The organism is Ornithinibacillus sp. 4-3, from assembly GCF_040958695.1.
In the GTDB taxonomy this organism is placed as follows: domain Bacteria; phylum Bacillota; class Bacilli; order Bacillales; family Amphibacillaceae; genus CALAMD01.
In genome coordinates this window covers 3,495,755-3,515,510 of the sequence record NZ_CP162599.1, presented here as the reverse complement: position 1 = coordinate 3,515,510, position 19,756 = coordinate 3,495,755, and the positions used below count along the sequence as shown (strand labels likewise).

The 19,756-nt window shown below is 36.7% G+C and carries 19 protein-coding genes; all 19 read left to right on the top strand.

Annotated features, from left to right (window positions below; genetic code table 11):
• Positions 1 to 329 precede the first annotated feature (329 nt).
• The 19 genes from upp (at position 330) to AB4Y30_RS16790 (ending at position 19,750) form a co-directional block, all read left to right on the top strand.
• Positions 330 to 959: a uracil phosphoribosyltransferase gene (gene upp / locus AB4Y30_RS16880; protein WP_368653348.1), complete on the top strand. Its 630-nt coding sequence runs from the start codon at positions 330 to 332 to the stop codon at positions 957 to 959.
• A gap of 58 nt (positions 960 to 1,017) precedes the next feature.
• Complete coding sequence (wecB, locus tag AB4Y30_RS16875) at positions 1,018 to 2,130, top strand: non-hydrolyzing UDP-N-acetylglucosamine 2-epimerase (RefSeq protein WP_368653347.1); 1,113 nt, start codon at positions 1,018 to 1,020, stop codon at positions 2,128 to 2,130.
• 112 nt (positions 2,131 to 2,242) lie between these two features.
• The gene (locus AB4Y30_RS16870; RefSeq protein ID WP_368653346.1) at positions 2,243 to 4,417 is read left to right on the top strand and encodes a S8 family serine peptidase; all 2,175 of its coding nucleotides are present in this window, start codon (positions 2,243 to 2,245) and stop codon (positions 4,415 to 4,417) included.
• A gap of 393 nt (positions 4,418 to 4,810) precedes the next feature.
• A complete protein-coding gene (locus tag AB4Y30_RS16865) occupies positions 4,811 to 5,176 on the top strand; it encodes an ATP synthase subunit I (protein ID WP_368653345.1) in 366 nt (121 codons plus the stop codon).
• Between the two features lie 23 nt (positions 5,177 to 5,199).
• Positions 5,200 to 5,922, top strand: coding sequence for a F0F1 ATP synthase subunit A (gene atpB, locus AB4Y30_RS16860; protein ID WP_368653344.1), 723 nt, complete (start codon positions 5,200 to 5,202; stop codon positions 5,920 to 5,922).
• Positions 5,923 to 6,011: 89 nt separating this feature from the next.
• Positions 6,012 to 6,218, top strand: a complete 207-nt coding sequence (gene atpE, locus AB4Y30_RS16855; RefSeq protein ID WP_368653343.1) for a F0F1 ATP synthase subunit C — start codon at positions 6,012 to 6,014, stop codon at positions 6,216 to 6,218.
• Positions 6,219 to 6,346: 128 nt separating this feature from the next.
• The gene (gene atpF, locus AB4Y30_RS16850) at positions 6,347 to 6,874 is read left to right on the top strand and encodes a F0F1 ATP synthase subunit B (protein ID WP_368653342.1); all 528 of its coding nucleotides are present in this window, start codon (positions 6,347 to 6,349) and stop codon (positions 6,872 to 6,874) included.
• Positions 6,871 to 7,413, top strand: coding sequence for a F0F1 ATP synthase subunit delta (locus AB4Y30_RS16845; RefSeq protein ID WP_368653341.1), 543 nt, complete (start codon positions 6,871 to 6,873; stop codon positions 7,411 to 7,413). Before atpF ends, AB4Y30_RS16845 begins: the two co-directional genes overlap by 4 nt.
• A 19-nt stretch (positions 7,414 to 7,432) precedes the next feature.
• Positions 7,433 to 8,944: a F0F1 ATP synthase subunit alpha gene (gene atpA, locus AB4Y30_RS16840; protein WP_368653340.1), complete on the top strand. Its 1,512-nt coding sequence runs from the start codon at positions 7,433 to 7,435 to the stop codon at positions 8,942 to 8,944.
• A gap of 190 nt (positions 8,945 to 9,134) precedes the next feature.
• Positions 9,135 to 9,992, top strand: coding sequence for an ATP synthase F1 subunit gamma (gene atpG / locus AB4Y30_RS16835; RefSeq protein ID WP_368653339.1), 858 nt, complete (start codon positions 9,135 to 9,137; stop codon positions 9,990 to 9,992).
• Positions 9,993 to 10,034: 42 nt separating this feature from the next.
• Positions 10,035 to 11,444 (top strand): F0F1 ATP synthase subunit beta, encoded by a 1,410-nt coding sequence (atpD, locus tag AB4Y30_RS16830; RefSeq protein WP_368653338.1) that lies wholly within the window; start codon positions 10,035 to 10,037, stop codon positions 11,442 to 11,444.
• A gap of 109 nt (positions 11,445 to 11,553) precedes the next feature.
• Positions 11,554 to 11,955 carry a F0F1 ATP synthase subunit epsilon gene (locus AB4Y30_RS16825; RefSeq protein ID WP_368653337.1) on the top strand — a complete coding sequence of 134 codons (402 nt, stop codon included), beginning with the start codon at positions 11,554 to 11,556 and terminating at the stop codon, positions 11,953 to 11,955.
• A gap of 322 nt (positions 11,956 to 12,277) precedes the next feature.
• Positions 12,278 to 12,508 carry a DUF1146 family protein gene (locus tag AB4Y30_RS16820; RefSeq protein ID WP_368653336.1) on the top strand — a complete coding sequence of 77 codons (231 nt, stop codon included), beginning with the start codon at positions 12,278 to 12,280 and terminating at the stop codon, positions 12,506 to 12,508.
• A gap of 565 nt (positions 12,509 to 13,073) precedes the next feature.
• A complete protein-coding gene (gene murA / locus AB4Y30_RS16815; protein WP_368653335.1) occupies positions 13,074 to 14,366 on the top strand; it encodes a UDP-N-acetylglucosamine 1-carboxyvinyltransferase in 1,293 nt (430 codons plus the stop codon).
• A 345-nt stretch (positions 14,367 to 14,711) separates the two neighbouring features.
• Positions 14,712 to 15,782 carry a stage II sporulation protein D gene (gene spoIID / locus AB4Y30_RS16810; protein ID WP_368653334.1) on the top strand — a complete coding sequence of 357 codons (1,071 nt, stop codon included), beginning with the start codon at positions 14,712 to 14,714 and terminating at the stop codon, positions 15,780 to 15,782.
• Positions 15,783 to 15,902: 120 nt separating this feature from the next.
• Complete coding sequence (locus AB4Y30_RS16805; RefSeq protein WP_368653333.1) at positions 15,903 to 16,754, top strand: peptidoglycan DD-metalloendopeptidase family protein; 852 nt, start codon at positions 15,903 to 15,905, stop codon at positions 16,752 to 16,754.
• A gap of 583 nt (positions 16,755 to 17,337) precedes the next feature.
• Positions 17,338 to 17,598, top strand: a complete 261-nt coding sequence (gene spoIIID / locus AB4Y30_RS16800) for a sporulation transcriptional regulator SpoIIID (RefSeq protein WP_368653332.1) — start codon at positions 17,338 to 17,340, stop codon at positions 17,596 to 17,598.
• 305 nt (positions 17,599 to 17,903) lie between these two features.
• A complete protein-coding gene (locus tag AB4Y30_RS16795; protein WP_368653331.1) occupies positions 17,904 to 18,905 on the top strand; it encodes a rod shape-determining protein in 1,002 nt (333 codons plus the stop codon).
• A 44-nt stretch (positions 18,906 to 18,949) separates the two neighbouring features.
• Positions 18,950 to 19,750: a flagellar hook-basal body protein gene (locus AB4Y30_RS16790; RefSeq protein ID WP_368653330.1), complete on the top strand. Its 801-nt coding sequence runs from the start codon at positions 18,950 to 18,952 to the stop codon at positions 19,748 to 19,750.
• Positions 19,751 to 19,756 lie beyond the last annotated feature (6 nt).

Below are 19,756 nucleotides of genomic sequence, written 5' to 3'. Positions count from 1 at the left end.
AGGACGCTCTTGATAGGAGCGTTCTTTTTTTCGATGTCTAGCAAATTATAAAATTTTTGAGTTGTGGATATTTATCCAGAATAGCCACGTCCAGCACAAGCGCCCAACAACTAGCGAACTTTCGACGCTTGTGCAGTGTTAGCAAAGACATTGTGCTCGTGACGTCACGTTCTTAGCCTGTAAGGGCGCGACTTTCGCTTTTCGTTCAGAATTCACAAAAAAGTTCATTTTGGAAAAACGGAGTAAACGTTTTTTTCCTTATGCTTGAATCTATCGTTTATTTTCAGTACAATTCGACTAAGCGTAATTTTGAAAAGGAGTTGTCCAATATGTCAAACGTACATGTATTAGAACACCCGTTAATCCAGCATAAATTAACGTATATTAGAGATAAAAGCACAGGAACGAAAGAGTTCCGAGAATTAGTGGATGAAGTAGCAATGCTTATGGCATTTGAGATTACTAGGGATCTGTCTGTTGAAGAAATAACAGTAGAAACTCCAGTAAGCACAGCAAAAACTAAGATTTTATCTGGTAAGAAAATTGGTTTAATTCCAATTTTACGTGCAGGACTTGGCATGGTGGATGGAATGTTAAAATTATTACCGGCGGCTCGTGTAGGTCATGTTGGTTTATACCGTGACCCAGAAACATTAGTGCCAGTAGAGTATTATGTAAAGCTCCCTTCAGATATGGCAGAGCGTGAATTAATTGTAATCGATCCAATGCTTGCGACAGGTGGATCCGCAAATGATGCTATTCAAGCATTAAAGCAGCGTGGGGCGAAGAAGATTCGTTTAATGTGTTTAGTAGCTGCTCCAGAAGGTGTAGAAGTTATTCAGAAGAATCACCCAGATGTGGATATCTATTTATGTGCGATTGATGAAGGACTAAATGAGAAGAGTTATATCGTACCAGGACTTGGTGATGCTGGAGATCGTTTATTCGGTACAAAATAATAGGATATAAATTTAAAAGGTGAAGCTTCAGTAGTTACTTGAAACAGGGGGGAAGAGCATGAGACGTGTTAGGGTAATGACAATTTTTGGTACAAGACCAGAAGCGATTAAGATGGCTCCGCTTGTTTTGGAGCTAAAGAAACGCCCTGAAGAGTTCGAATCCATAGTAACAGTAACGGCTCAACACCGAGAAATGCTTGATCAGGTTCTCCGTATTTTTAATATTACACCAGACTATGATTTAAATATTATGCAAGAAAAACAAACACTAGCACAGATTACAAATCGAGCTTTAGAAGGGCTCGATCAAGTTATGAAGGAAACAAAACCTGATATTGTGCTTGTACATGGTGATACGAGCACGACATTTGTAGCGTCATTAGCCGCTTTTTATAATCAAATTGCAATTGGGCATGTGGAAGCAGGATTGCGTACATGGAATAAATACTCTCCATATCCAGAGGAAATGAATCGACAATTAACTGGAGTCATGGCGGACTTGCATTTTGCACCAACCGAAAAGTCTAAAAACAATTTGCTACAAGAAAATAAATCAGCGGATCGTATTTATGTGACTGGTAATACAGCAATTGATGCCTTAAAGACAACTGTCAGTGAAGCATATCAGCATCCATTGATAGAGCAATTAGGTGATAAGCGATTAGTTCTAATGACGGCACATCGAAGAGAAAATCTTGGTGAGAATATGCGCCAAATGTTTCGAGCAATCAAGCGACTTGTCGAAGCGCATGATGATATTGAAGTCATTTACCCTGTGCATTTAAATCCATTAGTGCAGCAAACCGCAGATGAAATTTTAGGAAATGATGAACGGATTAAATTGATTGAGCCTCTTGGTGTAGTGGACTTTCATAATTTTATCGCAAATTCCTATATCATTTTAACGGATTCTGGAGGCATACAGGAAGAAGCGCCTTCTCTTGGAGTTCCTGTTTTAGTTTTACGTGATACGACAGAGCGTCCAGAAGGAATTGAAGCTGGAACGTTGAAACTCATTGGTACAGAAGAGGATACGATTTTCGAAGCAGCAGATGAGTTATTGAATAATAAAGTGGCCCATGATCAGATGGCTACAGCTTCAAATCCATATGGCGATGGAGAAGCTTCACAAAGAATTGCAGATGCAATTACGGAGTATTTTAATAAATAAAAATTGGACTGGCATGAAGAAAAATCGTCTTCATGTCAGTTTTTTGTATTCACATGTGCATAAGTTTCGGAACATGTTTTAAACTAAGCGTAAAAAAAAGGAGCTATCCATTTTGCGCTATTGCTATACACTAATCATCTTAATGCTTCTACTCTTATTCTTGCCAGAGCAGGGATTAACGGATCCGCAAATAACAGAAGTAGATTATCGAGAGTCTCACTCTATCATTATTGAAGTAGAAGGTAATCCACAGGAATATCGACAATGGATAGAAAAAAATTTCCCTTTTATTGAAGTTATCACTGTTTACGAAAAGTTATTCACAGGCTTAGCATTACAAGGTTCTATCAGACATCTTGAAAAACTAAGCGAGCATGATTTTGTTAAAATGACTTATCCAGTTAAGGAATATCAGATGGATACAGAGTTAATAAGTAACAGAAAATTAAATAATACTACCTTGCCATCTAGTCTAAACAACACATCATACACTGGAAAAAATGTTAAGGTTGCTGTTGTTGATACAGGAGTAGATTATCATCATCCAGACCTACAGAAGAATTACATTGGCGGATATGATGTAGTTGATTTTGATGAGGATCCAATGGAAACAATAGCTACAGAAGGAACACCAACACTTCATGGTACACATGTTGCTGGAATTATAGCAGCTGACGGAGAATTAAAGGGTGTAGCACCAGATGCAGAAATTTATGCATATCGGGCATTAGGCCCCGGTGGATTTGGGACATCAATCCAAGTTATCGCTGCTATTGAACAAGCGGTGAAGGATGGAGTAGATATTATTAATTTATCTTTAGGTAATGCGGTAAATGGTCCAGACTTTCCTACGAGTCTTGCTGTTAATAAAGCAGCAGAATTAGGTGTCATATTGGTTATTGCAAATGGAAATAGTGGTCCAGAGAATTGGACAGTTGGTTCTCCGGCGACTGCTATTAATGCCATTTCAGTTGGTGCACTTGCCCGACCAGAACAAATTACATATCTTCATGTTTCGCCAGAAGATAAGGATATTTCATTGAATGAGGTACAGCAAACAGGTCCTTGGAAACTAAATCGAACTACGGAAATGATTACAGACCTTCAACAGCAAAATCCACATGGAAAAATATTGATGACTAGTATGAGTGAAATCAATATAGAGGAGTTACTTAAAGAGTCTGTAGAGAAAGGAGTTCAAGGGATATTATTATATGAAGACGAAAAGGAACAGAAAGTATTAAATACTCTCCAGACAAAAACTCCTATTCCAATTGCCTTGATTAGTCAACAGGATGCAGAATGGTTAGAAAAGACTATGCAGAGCAAGCGATTGTATGTGCAACCAAGAGTACGTGAAGTAGAAGAAATGGTTGCCCCATTTAGTTCACGTGGACCAGTTACAATAGACTGGAGAATAAAGCCAGATATATTAGCACCAGGGAAAAATATTATAAGTACAGTGCCAGAAGGTTATGAAGTATTAAATGGTACAAGTATGGCAGCTCCGCATGTAGCAGGTGCACTTGCAGTGTTAAAAGAAGCACATCCAAATTGGACGAATGATCAACTCATTAACGCATTAAAGACAACAGCAGTTCCACTAGAAGCTTCAGAACCAATAGCACAAGGTAATGGAGTTATTGATATCAAAAAAGCGATTGAAACAACTACAATTATTAATGATACATTAATCACTTTTGGGAAATACGCTGCATCCGAAGAAAAACAGACGGCAACATTAACAATTGAAAATACAGGTAAGAAGGCGAAAGAATATTATTTCAAAATACCTAAAAAGCAAAAGGGATTATTTTGGGAGTTGCCAACCTCCTTTAAAGTGGGGCCAAAAGGTAAAAAAAGTGTCTCAATAGATTTGAAGGTATCTACAAAATATGTAGAACAAGGTATTCATCAAGGCTGGTTGGAGTTGATAAGTGAGGATGAGGTATTTCCTATTGGCTATTTATTTATTAATGAGACGGCAGATTATCCAATTGCAATGGGCTATGAATTCTCATTAGAAGCTTTCTCTAGGGAAAAGTATCAATACCAATTCTATTTAACAGAAGAGGTGGCAGAGGTTGAAATCCATTTATTTCACCCAGAGACATTAACATATGAGCAACCTTTACTACATTTAAAAAATCCACAACTCGGTTTAAATATGGGAGAAATTGATCGGAAGCAAATTAAGCGCCACGGGATATATAAAGCACTATTAAGCCTTCAGTTGAAAGATGGGAAGTACGTTTATTTAGAGACAGATATCTTTGTTCCAGAATAAGAGAGTTAATTATGACGAAAAAGAGCGGAAAAGTTCACAATTCTGACACCTATTTCCGCTTGTTTTTCTTTATAATGGAGAAGTGTCTTTTGGGAGGAACATTAGTGATAGAACAGTGTGACATTCTATTTTTTTCCAATGTTTTATGAGAAGGAAAAATGCTAATCAAAACAAGACGCTTCTTTCTCTCAAATTAATTGACAACAAATAGCGGATATTGTAAGATAAACAAAGTGTGGAGAGGTACGCATTTTAGGGTGTTTGGGAAGGCTTACAACACACTTTTTTGTACCTTTCATCATGAGCAAAGATCATACATAATTGGTTTGAATTTTAACTGGATGTGGAGCTTTGTCAGCGCTTTCTATTACGAATGATTGAGGAGAAGAGTTAATGGCTGAATATGGAAGCATGATAAATCGCCAACGTAAATGGATGCTTTACCTTCTCGCTGTCCTCGTGCTAGGAGCAGGTTTTTCCCCTTATCCAAGTATTTTCCTAGGGTTGATATTAGGGAGTGTCATTAGTTTTTATAATCTATGGTTAATGCAAAAGAAGATTGACGAATTTGCTGAAGCGGTGGAAAAGAAAACTAGAGCTAAAGGTTTAGGTACTCTCGCACGCTTAGCAGCAGTCGCGCTTGGAGTAATCATTGTAATGAGATATGGTGATTATTTTAACTTGATTGCCTTTGTAATTGGATTAATGACTTCTTACATTGTCATTATGATAGATTTTATTTTTTCTAATAAGAATTAGGGTTCGAAAGTGGGGTGAGAAAAATGGATCATGGAGCACCAATTTATCACGATTTATTTGGTATTTCTTGGCTCGATTTTAATCTATCTAACGTATTAATGGTCATAATTACTTCTGCAATTGTATTTATCCTCTCTGTTCTTGGTGCCAGAAAGCTAGCTTTAAAGCCAACTGGAGCACAGAATGTTATGGAATGGGTTGTTGATTTCATTAAAGGGATGATTAATGACACCATGGATTGGAAGACGGGGAAACTTTTCATACCGTTAGCTCTAACATTATTTACATATATTTTTGTTGGAAACATGTTAGGGGTTATAACCAATGGTGTATTTCAAGGAGACGTATGGTGGAAGTCACCAACAGCTGATGCTGGGATTACGTTGACTTTATCTGCTATGGTAATTGTCTTATCTCATCTATATGGGATTAAACTTAAAGGCGGTAAGGAATACTTCTTGGACTACTTTCGACCAATTCCAGTATTATTTCCGATTAAGCTAATTGAAGAGTTTGCCAATACATTGACGCTTGGTCTGCGTTTATTTGGTAACTTATTTGCCGGTGAAGTATTACTAGGTTTACTAGTAGCACTCACTACATCTGGAGTAATTGGATTTATTGGAGGAGCAATACCATTCTTAGCATGGCAAGGATTTAGTATGTTTATTGGAGCAATCCAAGCATTTATCTTTACAATGCTAACATTAGTATTTATTTCACATAAAGTGAACAAGGATCACTAATTATTATTTACCAACCAGATTTAATAGATTTCTATTGAAACTGGAAATTAATATATTTAAATTATATATCTTTGAGGAGGATTTATATTATGGGAGCTTTAGCAGCTGCAATAGCAGTAGGATTAGGTGCACTTGGTGCAGGTATTGGTAACGGTTTAATCGTAAGTCGTACAGTTGAAGGGATTGCTCGTCAACCTGAATTAAAAGGTACACTACAAACTACAATGTTCATCGGGGTTGCATTAGTTGAGGCGGTACCGATTATCGGGGTAGTTATCGCATTAATGGTAATGTAACTTAAACAATCAATTGAAATGGCGAAGACCCATAGAACCTTCGCCATTGTTTGTACATGGGTAATTTTGAACTAAAATAACGATTTACTTTTATAGTTTCACAATTGTTGGTGAAAGGAGTGGATTCTGTGCAAGCATTCACGGATTATTCTATGGTTTATGCTGCGTTAGGTGGCCTTCATGTAGGAGATATGCTTGTTCAATTGTTCTTCTTTATCGTTTTACTTCTGTTAATTAAGAAATTTGCTTGGGGACCTGTCATGGCAATGATGGAGAAGCGTGAAAAACACGTAGCTGATGAAATTGATGCTGCTGAGAAAAGTCGCGCGGAAGCTGAAAAGGCTGCAAAAGAAGCGAATGAAAGATTAACACAAACGAAACAAGAAGCAATGAAAATCATTGAAGACGCTAGAGGCGCTGGAATGAAACAAGAACGAGATATTATTGAAGCAGCTCGTGCTGAAGCTGATCGCATTAAGGTTGCTGCTCAAGCAGATATTCAAAACGAAAAAGAGAAGGCGTTACAAGCGCTTCAAGATAAAGTTGCATCATTATCTGTATTAATTGCAAGTAAGGTAATTGAAAAAGAATTAAGTGAAGCTGATCAAGAGAGCTTGATCAACGAATATATTAAAGAGGTAGGAGAAGAGCAATGAGTGAAGCAGTAGTTGCACAACGATATGCAGAAGCTCTTTTTCAACTAGGAACTGAAAAAGCGAACTTAGACCAATTGGCTGAGGAGTTACGTGTAGTGCGTGATGTCTTCGTAAATAATGATGAGTTTTTTACATTCCTAAAGCATCCTCGTATAACAAATGAGAAAAAGAAACAGCTTTTGGAAGAGGCATTTCAAAGCTTACAAGTAGATGTACTACATACATTGAAGTTGCTTGTGGATCGCCAACGAGTGAATATCACTCCTTCCATAATCGATCATTTTATCGACAAGGTGAATGATGTAAAAGGAATTGCGGAAGCAAGTGTTACTTCTGTTCGTGAGTTGACGGAAAACGAGAAAGAAGAGTTGAAACAAGGCTTAGCAAAAAGCTTTGATAAAAAGACAATCCAGTTGAAAACTGCTGTTGATCCTTCTATTCTTGGTGGATTACGTATTCGTATCGGTAATACTATACATGATGGTACGATTAAAGGTAAATTAGCTCGTTTAGAACGTAAACTTGTATCTGCAAACTAAAGATAGGGGTGAAAATGGTATGAGTATCAATGCTGAAGAAATCAGTAAGCTGATTAAAACGCAAATTGAATCTTATGAATCTGATATAGAAGTTAGCGATGTCGGAACAGTTATTGAAGTAGGGGATGGTATCGCGCGTGCTCATGGGCTTGACGATGTCATGGCTGGTGAGCTTGTTGAGTTCTCTAACGGTGTCATGGGTATGGCACAAAACTTAGAGCAAAGCAACGTTGGTATCGTAATTTTAGGACCATACCTGGACATTAAAGAAGGCGATGAAGTTCGTCGTACAGGTCGTATCATGCAAGTACCAGTAGGTGAAGAATTATTAGGACGTGTTGTTAACCCATTAGGTCAACCAATTGACGGACATGGACCAATTGAAACATCAAAAACTCGTGCTATTGAATCTGAAGCACCTGGAGTAATGGACCGTAAATCAGTAGATGAGCCATTACAAACTGGAATTAAAGCGATTGACGCATTAGTGCCAATCGGACGTGGTCAGCGTGAGTTAATCATCGGAGACCGCCAAACAGGAAAAACAACTGTTGCAATTGATACAATCTTGAACCAAAAAGATCAAGATATGATTTGTATCTATGTAGCAATTGGACAAAAAGAATCTACAGTACGTGGTACAGTTGAAGTTTTACGTCGTTATGGTGCATTAGATTATACAATCGTTGTAACTGCAGGAGCTTCTGACCCAGCACCATTATTATACTTAGCACCGTATGCAGGAGTAGCAATGGGAGAAGAGTTCATGTACAACGGCAAGCATGTGTTAGTTGTTTATGATGATTTATCTAAACAAGCATCAGCTTATCGTGAGCTTTCTCTACTATTACGTCGTCCTCCAGGCCGTGAAGCCTTCCCAGGAGATGTATTCTACTTACACTCTCGTTTACTTGAGCGTGCAGCTAAGCTAAGTGACGCAAGAGGCGGAGGTTCTTTAACAGCACTTCCATTTGTTGAAACACAAGCAGGAGATATTTCGGCTTACATTCCAACAAACGTTATTTCCATCACAGATGGACAAATCTTCTTACAGTCTGATTTATTCCACTCAGGAGTTCGTCCAGCGATTAACCCTGGATTATCTGTATCCCGAGTTGGAGGATCTGCACAAATTAGCGCAATGAAAAAGGTTGCAGGTACATTACGTCTTGACCTTGCTGCATTCCGTGAATTAGAAGCATTTGCTCAGTTTGGTTCTGATTTAGATAAAGCAACAACTGCAAGATTGGCGCGTGGTGAACGTACGGTAGAGGTTCTAAAACAAGGACTACATAAGCCGATAGTTGTTGAAAAGCAAGTTGCAATCCTTTATGCATTAACACGTGGATTCATTGATGATATTCCAGTAGAAGATGTAACTCGTTTTGAGGATGAGTTCCATATGTGGTTAGATCAAAACGCTGCTGATTTATTAAAAACAATCCGTGAAACTGGTAAATTACCTGAAGAAGAAGAGTTTAACAGTAAGATTGAAGCTTTCAAGAAAGTTTTCTTACCAAGCAGTAAATAAGGAGTTCAGTTAGAGAATATAGGCGCTTGCTCATAAGCTTGTTGCCTCTCTCTATTTGAGATTTCCATTAAATAAAAGATCTTTGCAAGAGATTCTTATAGAGATAATAAAAACGAACCATTGATGAATGCGGGGTTTTTCAAGGAATTTCCTTGACCTGTAGCCCTAGATGAAAGGGTGGTGAAAAAGCTTGGCAACACTAAGACAAATTAAAAATAGAATTACTTCTACAACAAAAATGAAACAAATTACAAAAGCGATGGAAATGGTTTCTGCATCCAAAATGGGAAAAGCAGAAGCAAACGCGCGTGCTTTTGTGCCGTATAGTAAGAAAATCCAAGAAGTAGTGTCTAGTATTGCGCAGAATAATACGGATGTTGATCATCCTATGCTACAAAGTCGGGAAGTGAGAAAGACAGCTTATGTTGTTATTACTTCTGACCGTGGTTTAGCAGGTGCATTCAACAGTAACGTACTTCGTAAACTATCAAAAACTATTGCTGACAATCATAAATCTCCTGAAGAATACACAGTTATTGCGATTGGTCGTATGGGTTATGATTTCTGTAAAAAACGTGGTATCCCAGTAGAAAGAAGCATTGTTGGAGTTGCAGATCAGCCTAACTTTGCAGAAATTAAAGAAATTGCTACAGATACAGTTAAGTTATTTAGTGATGAGAAAGTAGATGAATTATATATCATTTATAATCACTATGTAAGTGCGATTTCACACAAAGTGATGACAGATCAGTTATTGCCAATTACAGATATAGCGCAATCAGAATCATCTAGCCAGTATGAATATGAGCCAAATCAGGAAGAAATTTTAGAAGTATTACTACCGCAATATGCGGAGAGTTTAATTTATGGATCACTACTTGATAGTAAAGCAAGTGAACATGCAGCACGTATGATTGCAATGAGAAGTGCTACAGATAATGCTGACGATATTATTTCAGACTTAACATTGTCATTCAACCGTGCTCGCCAAGCAGCTATCACACAAGAAATCACTGAGATTATTGGTGGAGTAGCAGCACTTGAATAGCACTAGTGTGCATTCATATAGTAAGAGTTAGGAGGGAAATCGATGAGTAAAGGACATGTTATACAAGTAATGGGACCAGTTGTTGACGTAAAATTCGACGACGACAAACTCCCAGCTATTTACCATGCATTACGTGTTACAGCTGATGCTACAGAAAATACTGGTGCTATCGATTTAACATTAGAAGTAGCATTACACTTAGGTGATAACACTGTACGCACAATTGCGATGTCTTCTACAGACGGTGTAAAGCGTAATATGCCAGTTGAAGACTTAGAACAACCGATTTCTGTTCCTGTTGGAGATATTACATTAGGACGTGTATTTAACGTTTTAGGTGAAACAATTGATTTAGATGAAAAACTTCCAGAAAATATACAATTAGATCCAATTCACCGTGATGCGCCTAAATTCGAAAACCTTGCAACAGAAACAGAGATTCTTGAAACAGGAATTAAAGTTGTTGACTTATTAGCACCTTATATCAAAGGTGGTAAAATTGGACTATTTGGAGGAGCAGGTGTAGGTAAAACTGTATTAATCCAGGAGTTAATCAACAACATCGCTCAAGAGCACGGCGGTATTTCCGTATTCGCAGGTGTTGGAGAGCGTACACGTGAAGGAAATGACCTTTATTATGAAATGAAGGATTCCGGAGTTATCACTAAAACAGCGATGGTATTCGGACAGATGAATGAACCACCTGGAGCGCGTATGCGTGTTGCTCTTACTGGTTTAACAATGGCAGAGTACTTCCGTGATGAGCAAGGACAAGACGTATTATTATTCATTGATAATATTTTCCGTTTCACACAAGCAGGTTCTGAGGTATCGGCATTATTAGGTCGTATGCCTTCAGCGGTAGGATATCAGCCTACACTTGCTACAGAGATGGGTCAATTACAAGAGCGTATCACTTCAACGGATAAAGGATCAGTTACGTCTATTCAGGCTATTTATGTACCTGCGGATGACTACACTGACCCGGCTCCAGCGACAACATTCGCTCACTTAGATGCTACAACTAACTTAGACCGTGGTCTTTCTGAGCAAGGTATCTATCCAGCGGTAGATCCACTTGCATCTACTTCTAGAGCCCTTGATCCAGAGATTGTTGGATCAGAGCACTATAATGTTGCACGTGAGGTTCAACGTACATTACAGCGTTACCGTGAATTACAAGATATCATTGCGATGTTAGGTATGGATGAGTTAACAGATGAAGATAAATTAACTGTTGCTCGTGCACGTCGTATGCAATTCTTCTTATCTCAAAACTTCCACGTTGCTGAACAGTTTACAGGTCAGCCAGGATCTTATGTACCTGTAAAAGAAACAGTTCGCGGATTTAAAGAGATTTTGGATGGTAAATATGATGATTTACCAGAAGATGCGTTCCGTCTAGTTGGAGCTATTGAAGAAGTAGTAGAAAAAGCAGAAAAAATGATGTAATATAAAAGCCTATTTAACCCCTACCCTAATGGATATAGGGATAGGGGTTTGCGCTTTATACTCTGAGATAATTCCTATCTCATTGAACTTGAAAAAGAGGAGGGTTACCTTGAAAACATTAACGGTAAGTGTAGTTACACCAGATGGTCCTGTTTTAGAAGACGATTATGAAATGGTCGTTTGTCGAGCAGAAAATGGTGAACTTGGTATTTTACCAGGACATATTCCATTGGTTGCCCCTTTATCAATTAGTGTCATTCGCTTGAAAAAGCAGGGAGATACAACAGATCGTTTAACTGTAAATGGAGGCTTCATAGAAGTTCGTCCAGACAAAGTTACTATTCTTGCTCAATCTGCTGAAAAGTTATCAGATATTGATATTAAGCGTGCACAAGAATCACTTCGGAGAGCAGAAGAAAGACTACAGTCACAACAATCGGATGTAGATCGTTTGCGTGCAGAATTAGCATTACAAAGAGCAAAGAATCGTATAGAAGCAAAACAAAATTAATATGTTTTATACCACGAAACGTTTTCTTTCCAAATTTTATTGGGAGAGGGAACGTTTTAATTTTTCACATCAATAGGCATATATGCCTATTGATGTGAAAAAGGCTTAAAGTCCTAAAGTAGACAATTTCTAGGGAAATAAATTAACTTTTTCTATACAAATCCACAGAAAATATTTCAATATTTCCGGGGAAATGACAAAATATATCATAAATATATACAAAGGATAATAGAAATGAACATATTCTTTATTCATTTTACACTGACATTTTATTTTAAAAATGATAAAGTGGAAACAGAAACATGAAGGAGGCGAGTATCTCTTGTTTGGGATTGGACAGTTAGCAATTATTAGCATACTATCACATATATTTTTCATCTTTTTAACATGGAGAGTAGTAACCTCTATTAATTTAGAACCATTAATTCGAAAAGGAAAAGTGGTTGAAGCGCGAGTTTTAATCATTTTTATTACTATTGTAATCGGTAGTGGGATTAGCAGATTTTTCTTAGAAATTCTGCAATGGTCACAAGACTTACTTTACTTACTCTAACTCACACTTAAAGAACTACCTATTTGACTATAACTAATCAGATAAGTAGTTCTTTTTTTGACTTTGAATTTATTTAAATAAAAATCAAATTTAATGTAACCTTTCTTTTGGGTGCTCGACTAATTTAAGGCTGGACGAGTTTGCACAAGCTAGAAAGACAATATTTTGTCAATATTTATCATTAAATGTAAATATATTTGCTTGTATGACCTCATTTGGTGGTGTTATAATGGAAGGTGAGATTTTTAGAATTTTAAATATAGACATAGTATGCAACGTATGTTTTAATGTTATCTAGTGGTTTTACTTAGGTGCAATGATTGAGGAAAACGTTTGTTTTACATAGTAGACTACGGGATTCAAGATAGTAAATAATCCTGGCCTTTTCAGGAGAATTTACTCTGAAATGTAATTTATAATAATGAAAATCATCTACGTTATAACAGAAAAATCTAGAAAATAATATAAAATTAATTTAGAAATTGAACAAAGCTAATAGTTGGAACACCTATCTGATAAGTTGAATATGAATAAATTAATTAGGATTCGAAGGAGATAGTAAAATATGGAGAAAATCATCATCAAAGGCGGTAAGCAATTACGTGGTACGGTTAGAATAGATGGTGCGAAAAATGCTGTACTTCCAGTGCTTGCAGCTAGTTTAATTGCAAGTGAGGGAGTAAGTGTTATTAAAGATGTGCCCCACTTAGCTGATGTATATACTATCAATGAAGTTTTACGTAATTTAAATACAAAAGTGCATTTTGAAAACAATACTATTTCTATTGATGCTACTGCTCCTTTAGAGACAGAGGCTCCCTTTGAATACGTCCGTAAAATGAGAGCGTCCGTATTAGTGCTTGGCCCTCTTCTTGCACGTTTAGGTCATGCAAAAGTTGCAATGCCGGGTGGTTGTGCGATTGGATCACGTCCAATTGATTTGCATTTAAAAGGCTTTGAAGCAATGGGAGCAGAGGTAATTGTTGGAAATGGTTATGTAGAAGCAAAAGTAGATGGTCGTCTAAAAGGTGCGAAAATATTCTTAGATGTACCAAGTGTTGGAGCTACAGAAAATATTATGATGGCAGCTACTTTAGCAGAAGGTACAACGATCATGGAAAATGTAGCAAAAGAGCCTGAAATTGTAGATTTAGCAAATTATTTAAATAAAATGGGTGCGAAAATTGTCGGTGCGGGAACTGGAACAATTCGTATTGAAGGTGTAGAAACATTACGTGGCGCAGAACATGTGATGATTCCTGATCGAATTGAAGCTGGAACTTTTATGGCTGCAGCTGCTATTACAAAGGGTAATATTTTAATCGAAAATGTCGTTGTTGAGCATCTGAGCTCTGTTATTTCAAAATTAGAAGAGATGGGTGTTAAAATCAGCGAAGAAGGTAATGGTATCCGAGTAATTGGACCAGAAACACTAGCTGCTACAGATATTAAAACTTTACCACATCCAGGCTTTCCAACAGACATGCAATCTCAAATGATGGCATTAATGACATTTGCTGAAGGCACAAGTGTTGTAACAGAGACGGTGTTTGAGAATCGTTTTATGCATGTAGAAGAATTTAGACGAATGAATGTAAACATGAAAATAGAAGGCCGTAGCGTAATTATTGAAGGGCCTACTGTAGTTCAAGGAGCAGAAGTTGCAGCAACAGACCTACGTGCTGGAGCAGCATTAATTCTTGCTGGTCTTGGAGCAGAAGGTGTAACACGTGTTACAGAATTACAGCATATTGATCGAGGCTATGTAAATATTACAGAAAAATTTGTAGCGTTAGGAGCAGATATTGAAAGAGTAGATGGTTCAAAGCAAGCTAATACTCCAACTGTTCGAGTATAAAGATAAATAACTAAATAGGAATTAATAAAACCTTTGCAAATTTTGTAGAGGTTTTTTTTTTGTTTTTTTTAAAAGTATGAGGAATTTAAGAAATAAAGTAGGACAGACACGATACCTGTGTGTCGATGTTGGTCAAATAACATAACCATTCTTAGCTGATGGAAATACACTGAAGGCAAACTGTTTCTGTTAGGAGTGATTTGCAATTTTTTTTGCAAATAAATCGAGTTTCAGATGAATAGGTTCTATTATGCTTTGTTCATGGATATATTAATTAATAATTGGAAAGAAGCTGTAAAAAAGGAGCACATTGTAAAATATATTAAAGGAGGAATAAAAAACTTTATGAATACTAAACCAAGAAAAATAATCAAAAAAAATCAATTACCCTTTAGAAAAAAAGTATCCTCAAAAAGTAAAAAGACATTTATCCTATTCATCATAGGCATCATTGCAATCGTATTAATCATACCTACAAGCATAGTGCTCCCGTTTATAAAAAAAGACACACTTCCAAGCGAAAGTAATGCTTCTCCTTCCAATGAAAAAGCAGAAGAAATGAATAGTGATTACATGGTAGCTGTTAAACGAGCAAGTACAGATACAGTCGAAAATCTACCTCTAGAAACATATGTAGTAGGGGTGGTTGCTTCTGAAATGCCAATCGAATTTGAAATGGAAGCACTGAAGGCGCAGGCTGTTGCTGCTCGAACTTATGTAGTTAATCATTTACTGCATGAATCCAAAGATAAAACAATTACAGATACAGTGCAACATCAAGTATATAAAAATGATGAAGAACTACGTCAGCTTTGGGGAAAAGATTATGAGGATAAAATGAATCGACTTATGGAAGCAGTACAAGCTACACAAGGGCAAGTTATTTTACATGGGGAAACGCCAATAACGCCTGCATTTTTCTCCACCAGTAATGGTTTCACAGAGAACTCTGAAGATTATTGGGGATCTGAATTGCCCTATTTACGAAGTGTAGAAAGTCCATGGGATAAAAATTCTCCAAAATTTTTAGATCAAAAAACATTTTCATTAACTGAGATAGAAGATCACTTGCAGATTACTTTACCAAGAGAAGAAGCAGTAGCTGTTGATATTACTCGAACAGATAGTGAGAGAGTTAAAGAATTAACACTACAGGATCATACATTCTCTGGAAGAGAGATTCGTGAGAAGCTGGGACTAAGATCAAATGATTTTTCGATTAAACAGCGTAATGATCATTTGATTTTTACGACAAAAGGTTATGGACATGGAATTGGAATGAGTCAATATGGTGCAAATGAATTAGCGAAACAAGGAAAGACATATGAAGATATTATTCATTATTACTATAAGGATGTGCAAATGAAACCAGTCAATCACTTTGCACCAACCTTAGTTCGTGCTTCTGAAAATTAGTAAAATAAAGGCTGTTTTGTTCTAGTAAATCAACTTTTTGGTAAAAAATGCTATTTATTTTGAATTTCATGTATACATTTGCTTTTTTCTGACAAAAATGGTTGCTGAGGTGATGATCAGATGAAAGAAAAAAGCAAGTGGAAATGGAAGAGAATGGCTCAAAAGAAATGGCTATTCCCGGCAATGTATTTGTTCTTGGCCGTATTTCTAATTTCAGGTGTCTACTGGTACCAAAATTCAACCAAACAAGTACCAGAAGTACAACAGGAATCTGTTGAGAACAAAGAGCAACCAGCAAGTAATGACCCAACTGAGCAAGCAGCAGAGCCAGTCATGGAACCAAGTGAAATCATCCAAATGCCTGTTAACAAAACCGAGAAGTTGGAGATTGTGACAAAGTTTTTTGACTACAATGCTTCAGCAGAAGAACAACAGAATAGCTTGATTCAATATAATAATCGTTTTTATCAAAGTGTAGGAATAGACATTACAGTTCCCGAACAAGAAACCTTTGATGTTGTTGCATCACTAAGTGGGACAGTTGAAGAAGTGAAAGAAGATCCTCTTATGGGAAATGTTGTCGTACTAGCACATGATCAAGGAGTAAAAACGTATTATGCAAGCTTAGGTGATGTTTCTGTAAAAACAGGCGATCAGTTAAAGCAAGGAAATAAACTTGGTAATGCTGGAGAGAATCTATTTGGAAAAGATAATGGAACACATCTTCATTTTGAAATAAGAAAAGATGATCAAAAGTTAAATCCAGAGGCGTTTTTTAATCAATCTGTGAGTAAATTAGAAGAAGCAACTTTTACAGATGATGATGAAAGAGACGACGAAAGAGATGACCAGCATCGGGATGAAGATGATCGAGATGATGAACCAGAAGATGATCAAGATGAATATAATGATGAACAAGATGATAATGATGAAGATCGAGATGATTCAGAAGATTCTTCAGCAACATCTTAAGCGAACAAGCGGAGAAATTTCTCCGCTTGTTTGACATTTTACATAGATAAATTTGAATAGTTTCTTATTTCTACAATATCTTACGACTGTGTATCCTCACCAAACCTGTGAAAATGATAAGAAATGTTATCCACTGACTTAAAATATCCCTTTGTTAAAATTCATCGAAATACAAGATTTCGATGAATTTCCGTTTCCTCTCAAAATCAATCAGCCTCTTCAAATATAGTTTACGGATTTTCTAATGGTGTAAGAAGATACTCAACTCTTTTTATTTATTCTTTAGCGACCATTATAGAAAATCATATTTTACCTTCTGTAGTTTGTCCTTTTTTTAATCGGATAACTTTAATCATAATTAGGTGGACATCGTAATATCATAGTAGAAATGAAGAATTTAACCTCTGAGGTGAAAGTAAACAAAAGGGATTTTCCAACGTGAGAATTTACTAATAATACGTATTTACAAGAATTAGGGAATGGGTTTGAACATAAAAGACAACGATATATGAAGCACTTACGATATAATATTGCACCTTGTCTCATTAAACACCTCGGAAAACCAACGGAGGAGGCGGATGGTGTGCATGATTATATTAAAGAAAGGACAATGAAAATTGGTAATCATGTTATTAAAACGAAAAATACAGTGCGCGTGATTGCTAAAGAGTTTGGTGTGTCAAAGAGCACAGTCCATAAAGATTTAACAGAGAGGTTACCAGAAATCAGTCCAGAGCTGGCTAATCAGGTGAAGCAAATATTAGAGTATCATAAATCCATCCGACATATACGTGGAGGAGAAGCCACAAGAAAGAAGTATCAACGTGTGAATAGTAAAGAATAAATAGTATTATCTCTCACAAACTCAGTTAACAGCTGAGTTTTTTCTGTTTAAATCTCTTGATAAACCCAGTAAAATTCTAAGTTAGAATGTCTCTATAGATAGTGGATTATTCAGATGTTATTATAGGGTAGTAAACTTGAAAAAGACTAAATAATAAATACGATGAAATGTATTTGCTAAAATATAAAAAGAATCTACACCTTTTTACATAAAACGCACTTAAATAAGCAAGTTTGTGGTATGATATAGAGTAGCATTGTCATTGAAACGGTGCAAGATAGCTTGAACTAGGAGGAGCTTGAATTATGTTTTCGAGAGATATTGGAATTGACCTTGGAACAGCCAATGTTTTAATTCATATAAAAGGTAAAGGTATTGTATTAAATGAACCTGCAGTTGTAGCACAAGAGAAACATACAGGAAAAGTATTAGAAGTAGGGGAAGCGGCTTATCGCATGGTAGGACGTACACCTGGAAATATAGAAGTTATTCGTCCATTAAAAGATGGGGTTATTGCTGATTTTGATGTAACAGAAGCAATGTTAACGCATTTTATTAACAAGATTAAAGTCAAAGGCTTCCTTTCTAAACCAAGAATGTTAATTTGTTGTCCAGCGAATATCACAAAGGTGGAGCAAAAAGCAATTAAAGAAGCAGCTGAAAAGTCTGGCGGACGTAAGGTCTACTTAGAAGAAGAGCCTAAAGTCGCTGCAATTGGGGCAGGAATGGATATTTTCCAGCCAAGCGGTAATATGGTTATTGATGTCGGTGGAGGAACAACAGATGTTGCTGTATTATCTATGGGTGATATTGTAACAGCAGAATCCATCAAAATGGCAGGAGACAAATTTGACATAGCGATTCAAAATTATATAAAGAGTAAATATAAATTATTAATCGGGGAACGTACTTCCGAAGAAATCAAAATTAATATTGCAACAGTTTTTCCTAAAGGTCGCAATGAAGAGATTGATATCCGTGGACGCGATATGGTTAATGGTTTACCTCGCACAATTACGGTATACTCTGAGGAGATTGAAGAAGCTTTACGTGAACCTATTTCATTAATTACTCAAGCGGCTAAGTATGTGTTAGAGCATACACCACCTGAGCTATCTGCTGATATTATCGATCGTGGTGTTATTTTAACTGGTGGTGGAGCAATGATTCATGGCTTAGATCAATTATTAGCGGAAGAATTAATGGTTCCAGTATTTTTAGCAGAAGAGCCGATGAATTGTGTAGCTAAAGGGACAGGAATCTTATTAGAGAACATTGATAAGGTTGCTCGTAGAAAAATACAGTAAACGTGTAATGAAACACCTTCGAATTAAAGGGGAGGTCCTATTTCATGTTAAGAGGATTTTATACAGCTGCAAGTGGGATGATTACCCAGCAGCGAGTTCAGGAATCATTATCAAATAATATTGCGAATGTAAATACGCCAGGATACAAAGCAGATCAAACTGCTACACGTTCATTTCCTGAATTATTAATGCATCAAATCGGAAAGACAAATAATGTGAATGGCTTTAATTCATCTACTAATCGTCCACTTGGTCCACTCAGCACAGGTGTCTATGTTCAAGAGATGATGCCTAATTTTGTACAGGGTGATTTGAAGGAAACGGGAGTAACGACAGATGTAGCGCTTGTACCTAGTGGCTTACCAGATGAAGATGGCAATTTATTTTTCACAGTACAAAATGAAGCAGGAGAAGTACGATTGACACGTAATGGTAATTTCACAGTTGATTATCAAGGTAGATTAGTTACCAATGATGGATATTTTGTATTGGATCAAGCAGATAACCAAATTAATACATTTGCTATGGAATTCACTGTTACTCAAGAAGGAGTTATCCAATTACCAAATGGAGAAAATATTCCTTTAGGTATTACATATGTTACAAATGCTAACGAACTTGAAAAAGAAGGAAATGGATTATTCCGTGGAGAAGGTGTTCAAGCTCCTGAAGATGCGCGATTCTCTGTATATCAAGGGTTTCTGGAGCGCTCGAATGTAGACGCAGCTCGTTCCATGACAGATATGATTCAAGCTTTTCGATTATTTGAAATCAATCAAAGAGTATTAAGAGCATATGATGAAAGTATGGGTAAGGCAGTAAATGATATTGCTCGGATAGGGTAAGGAGGA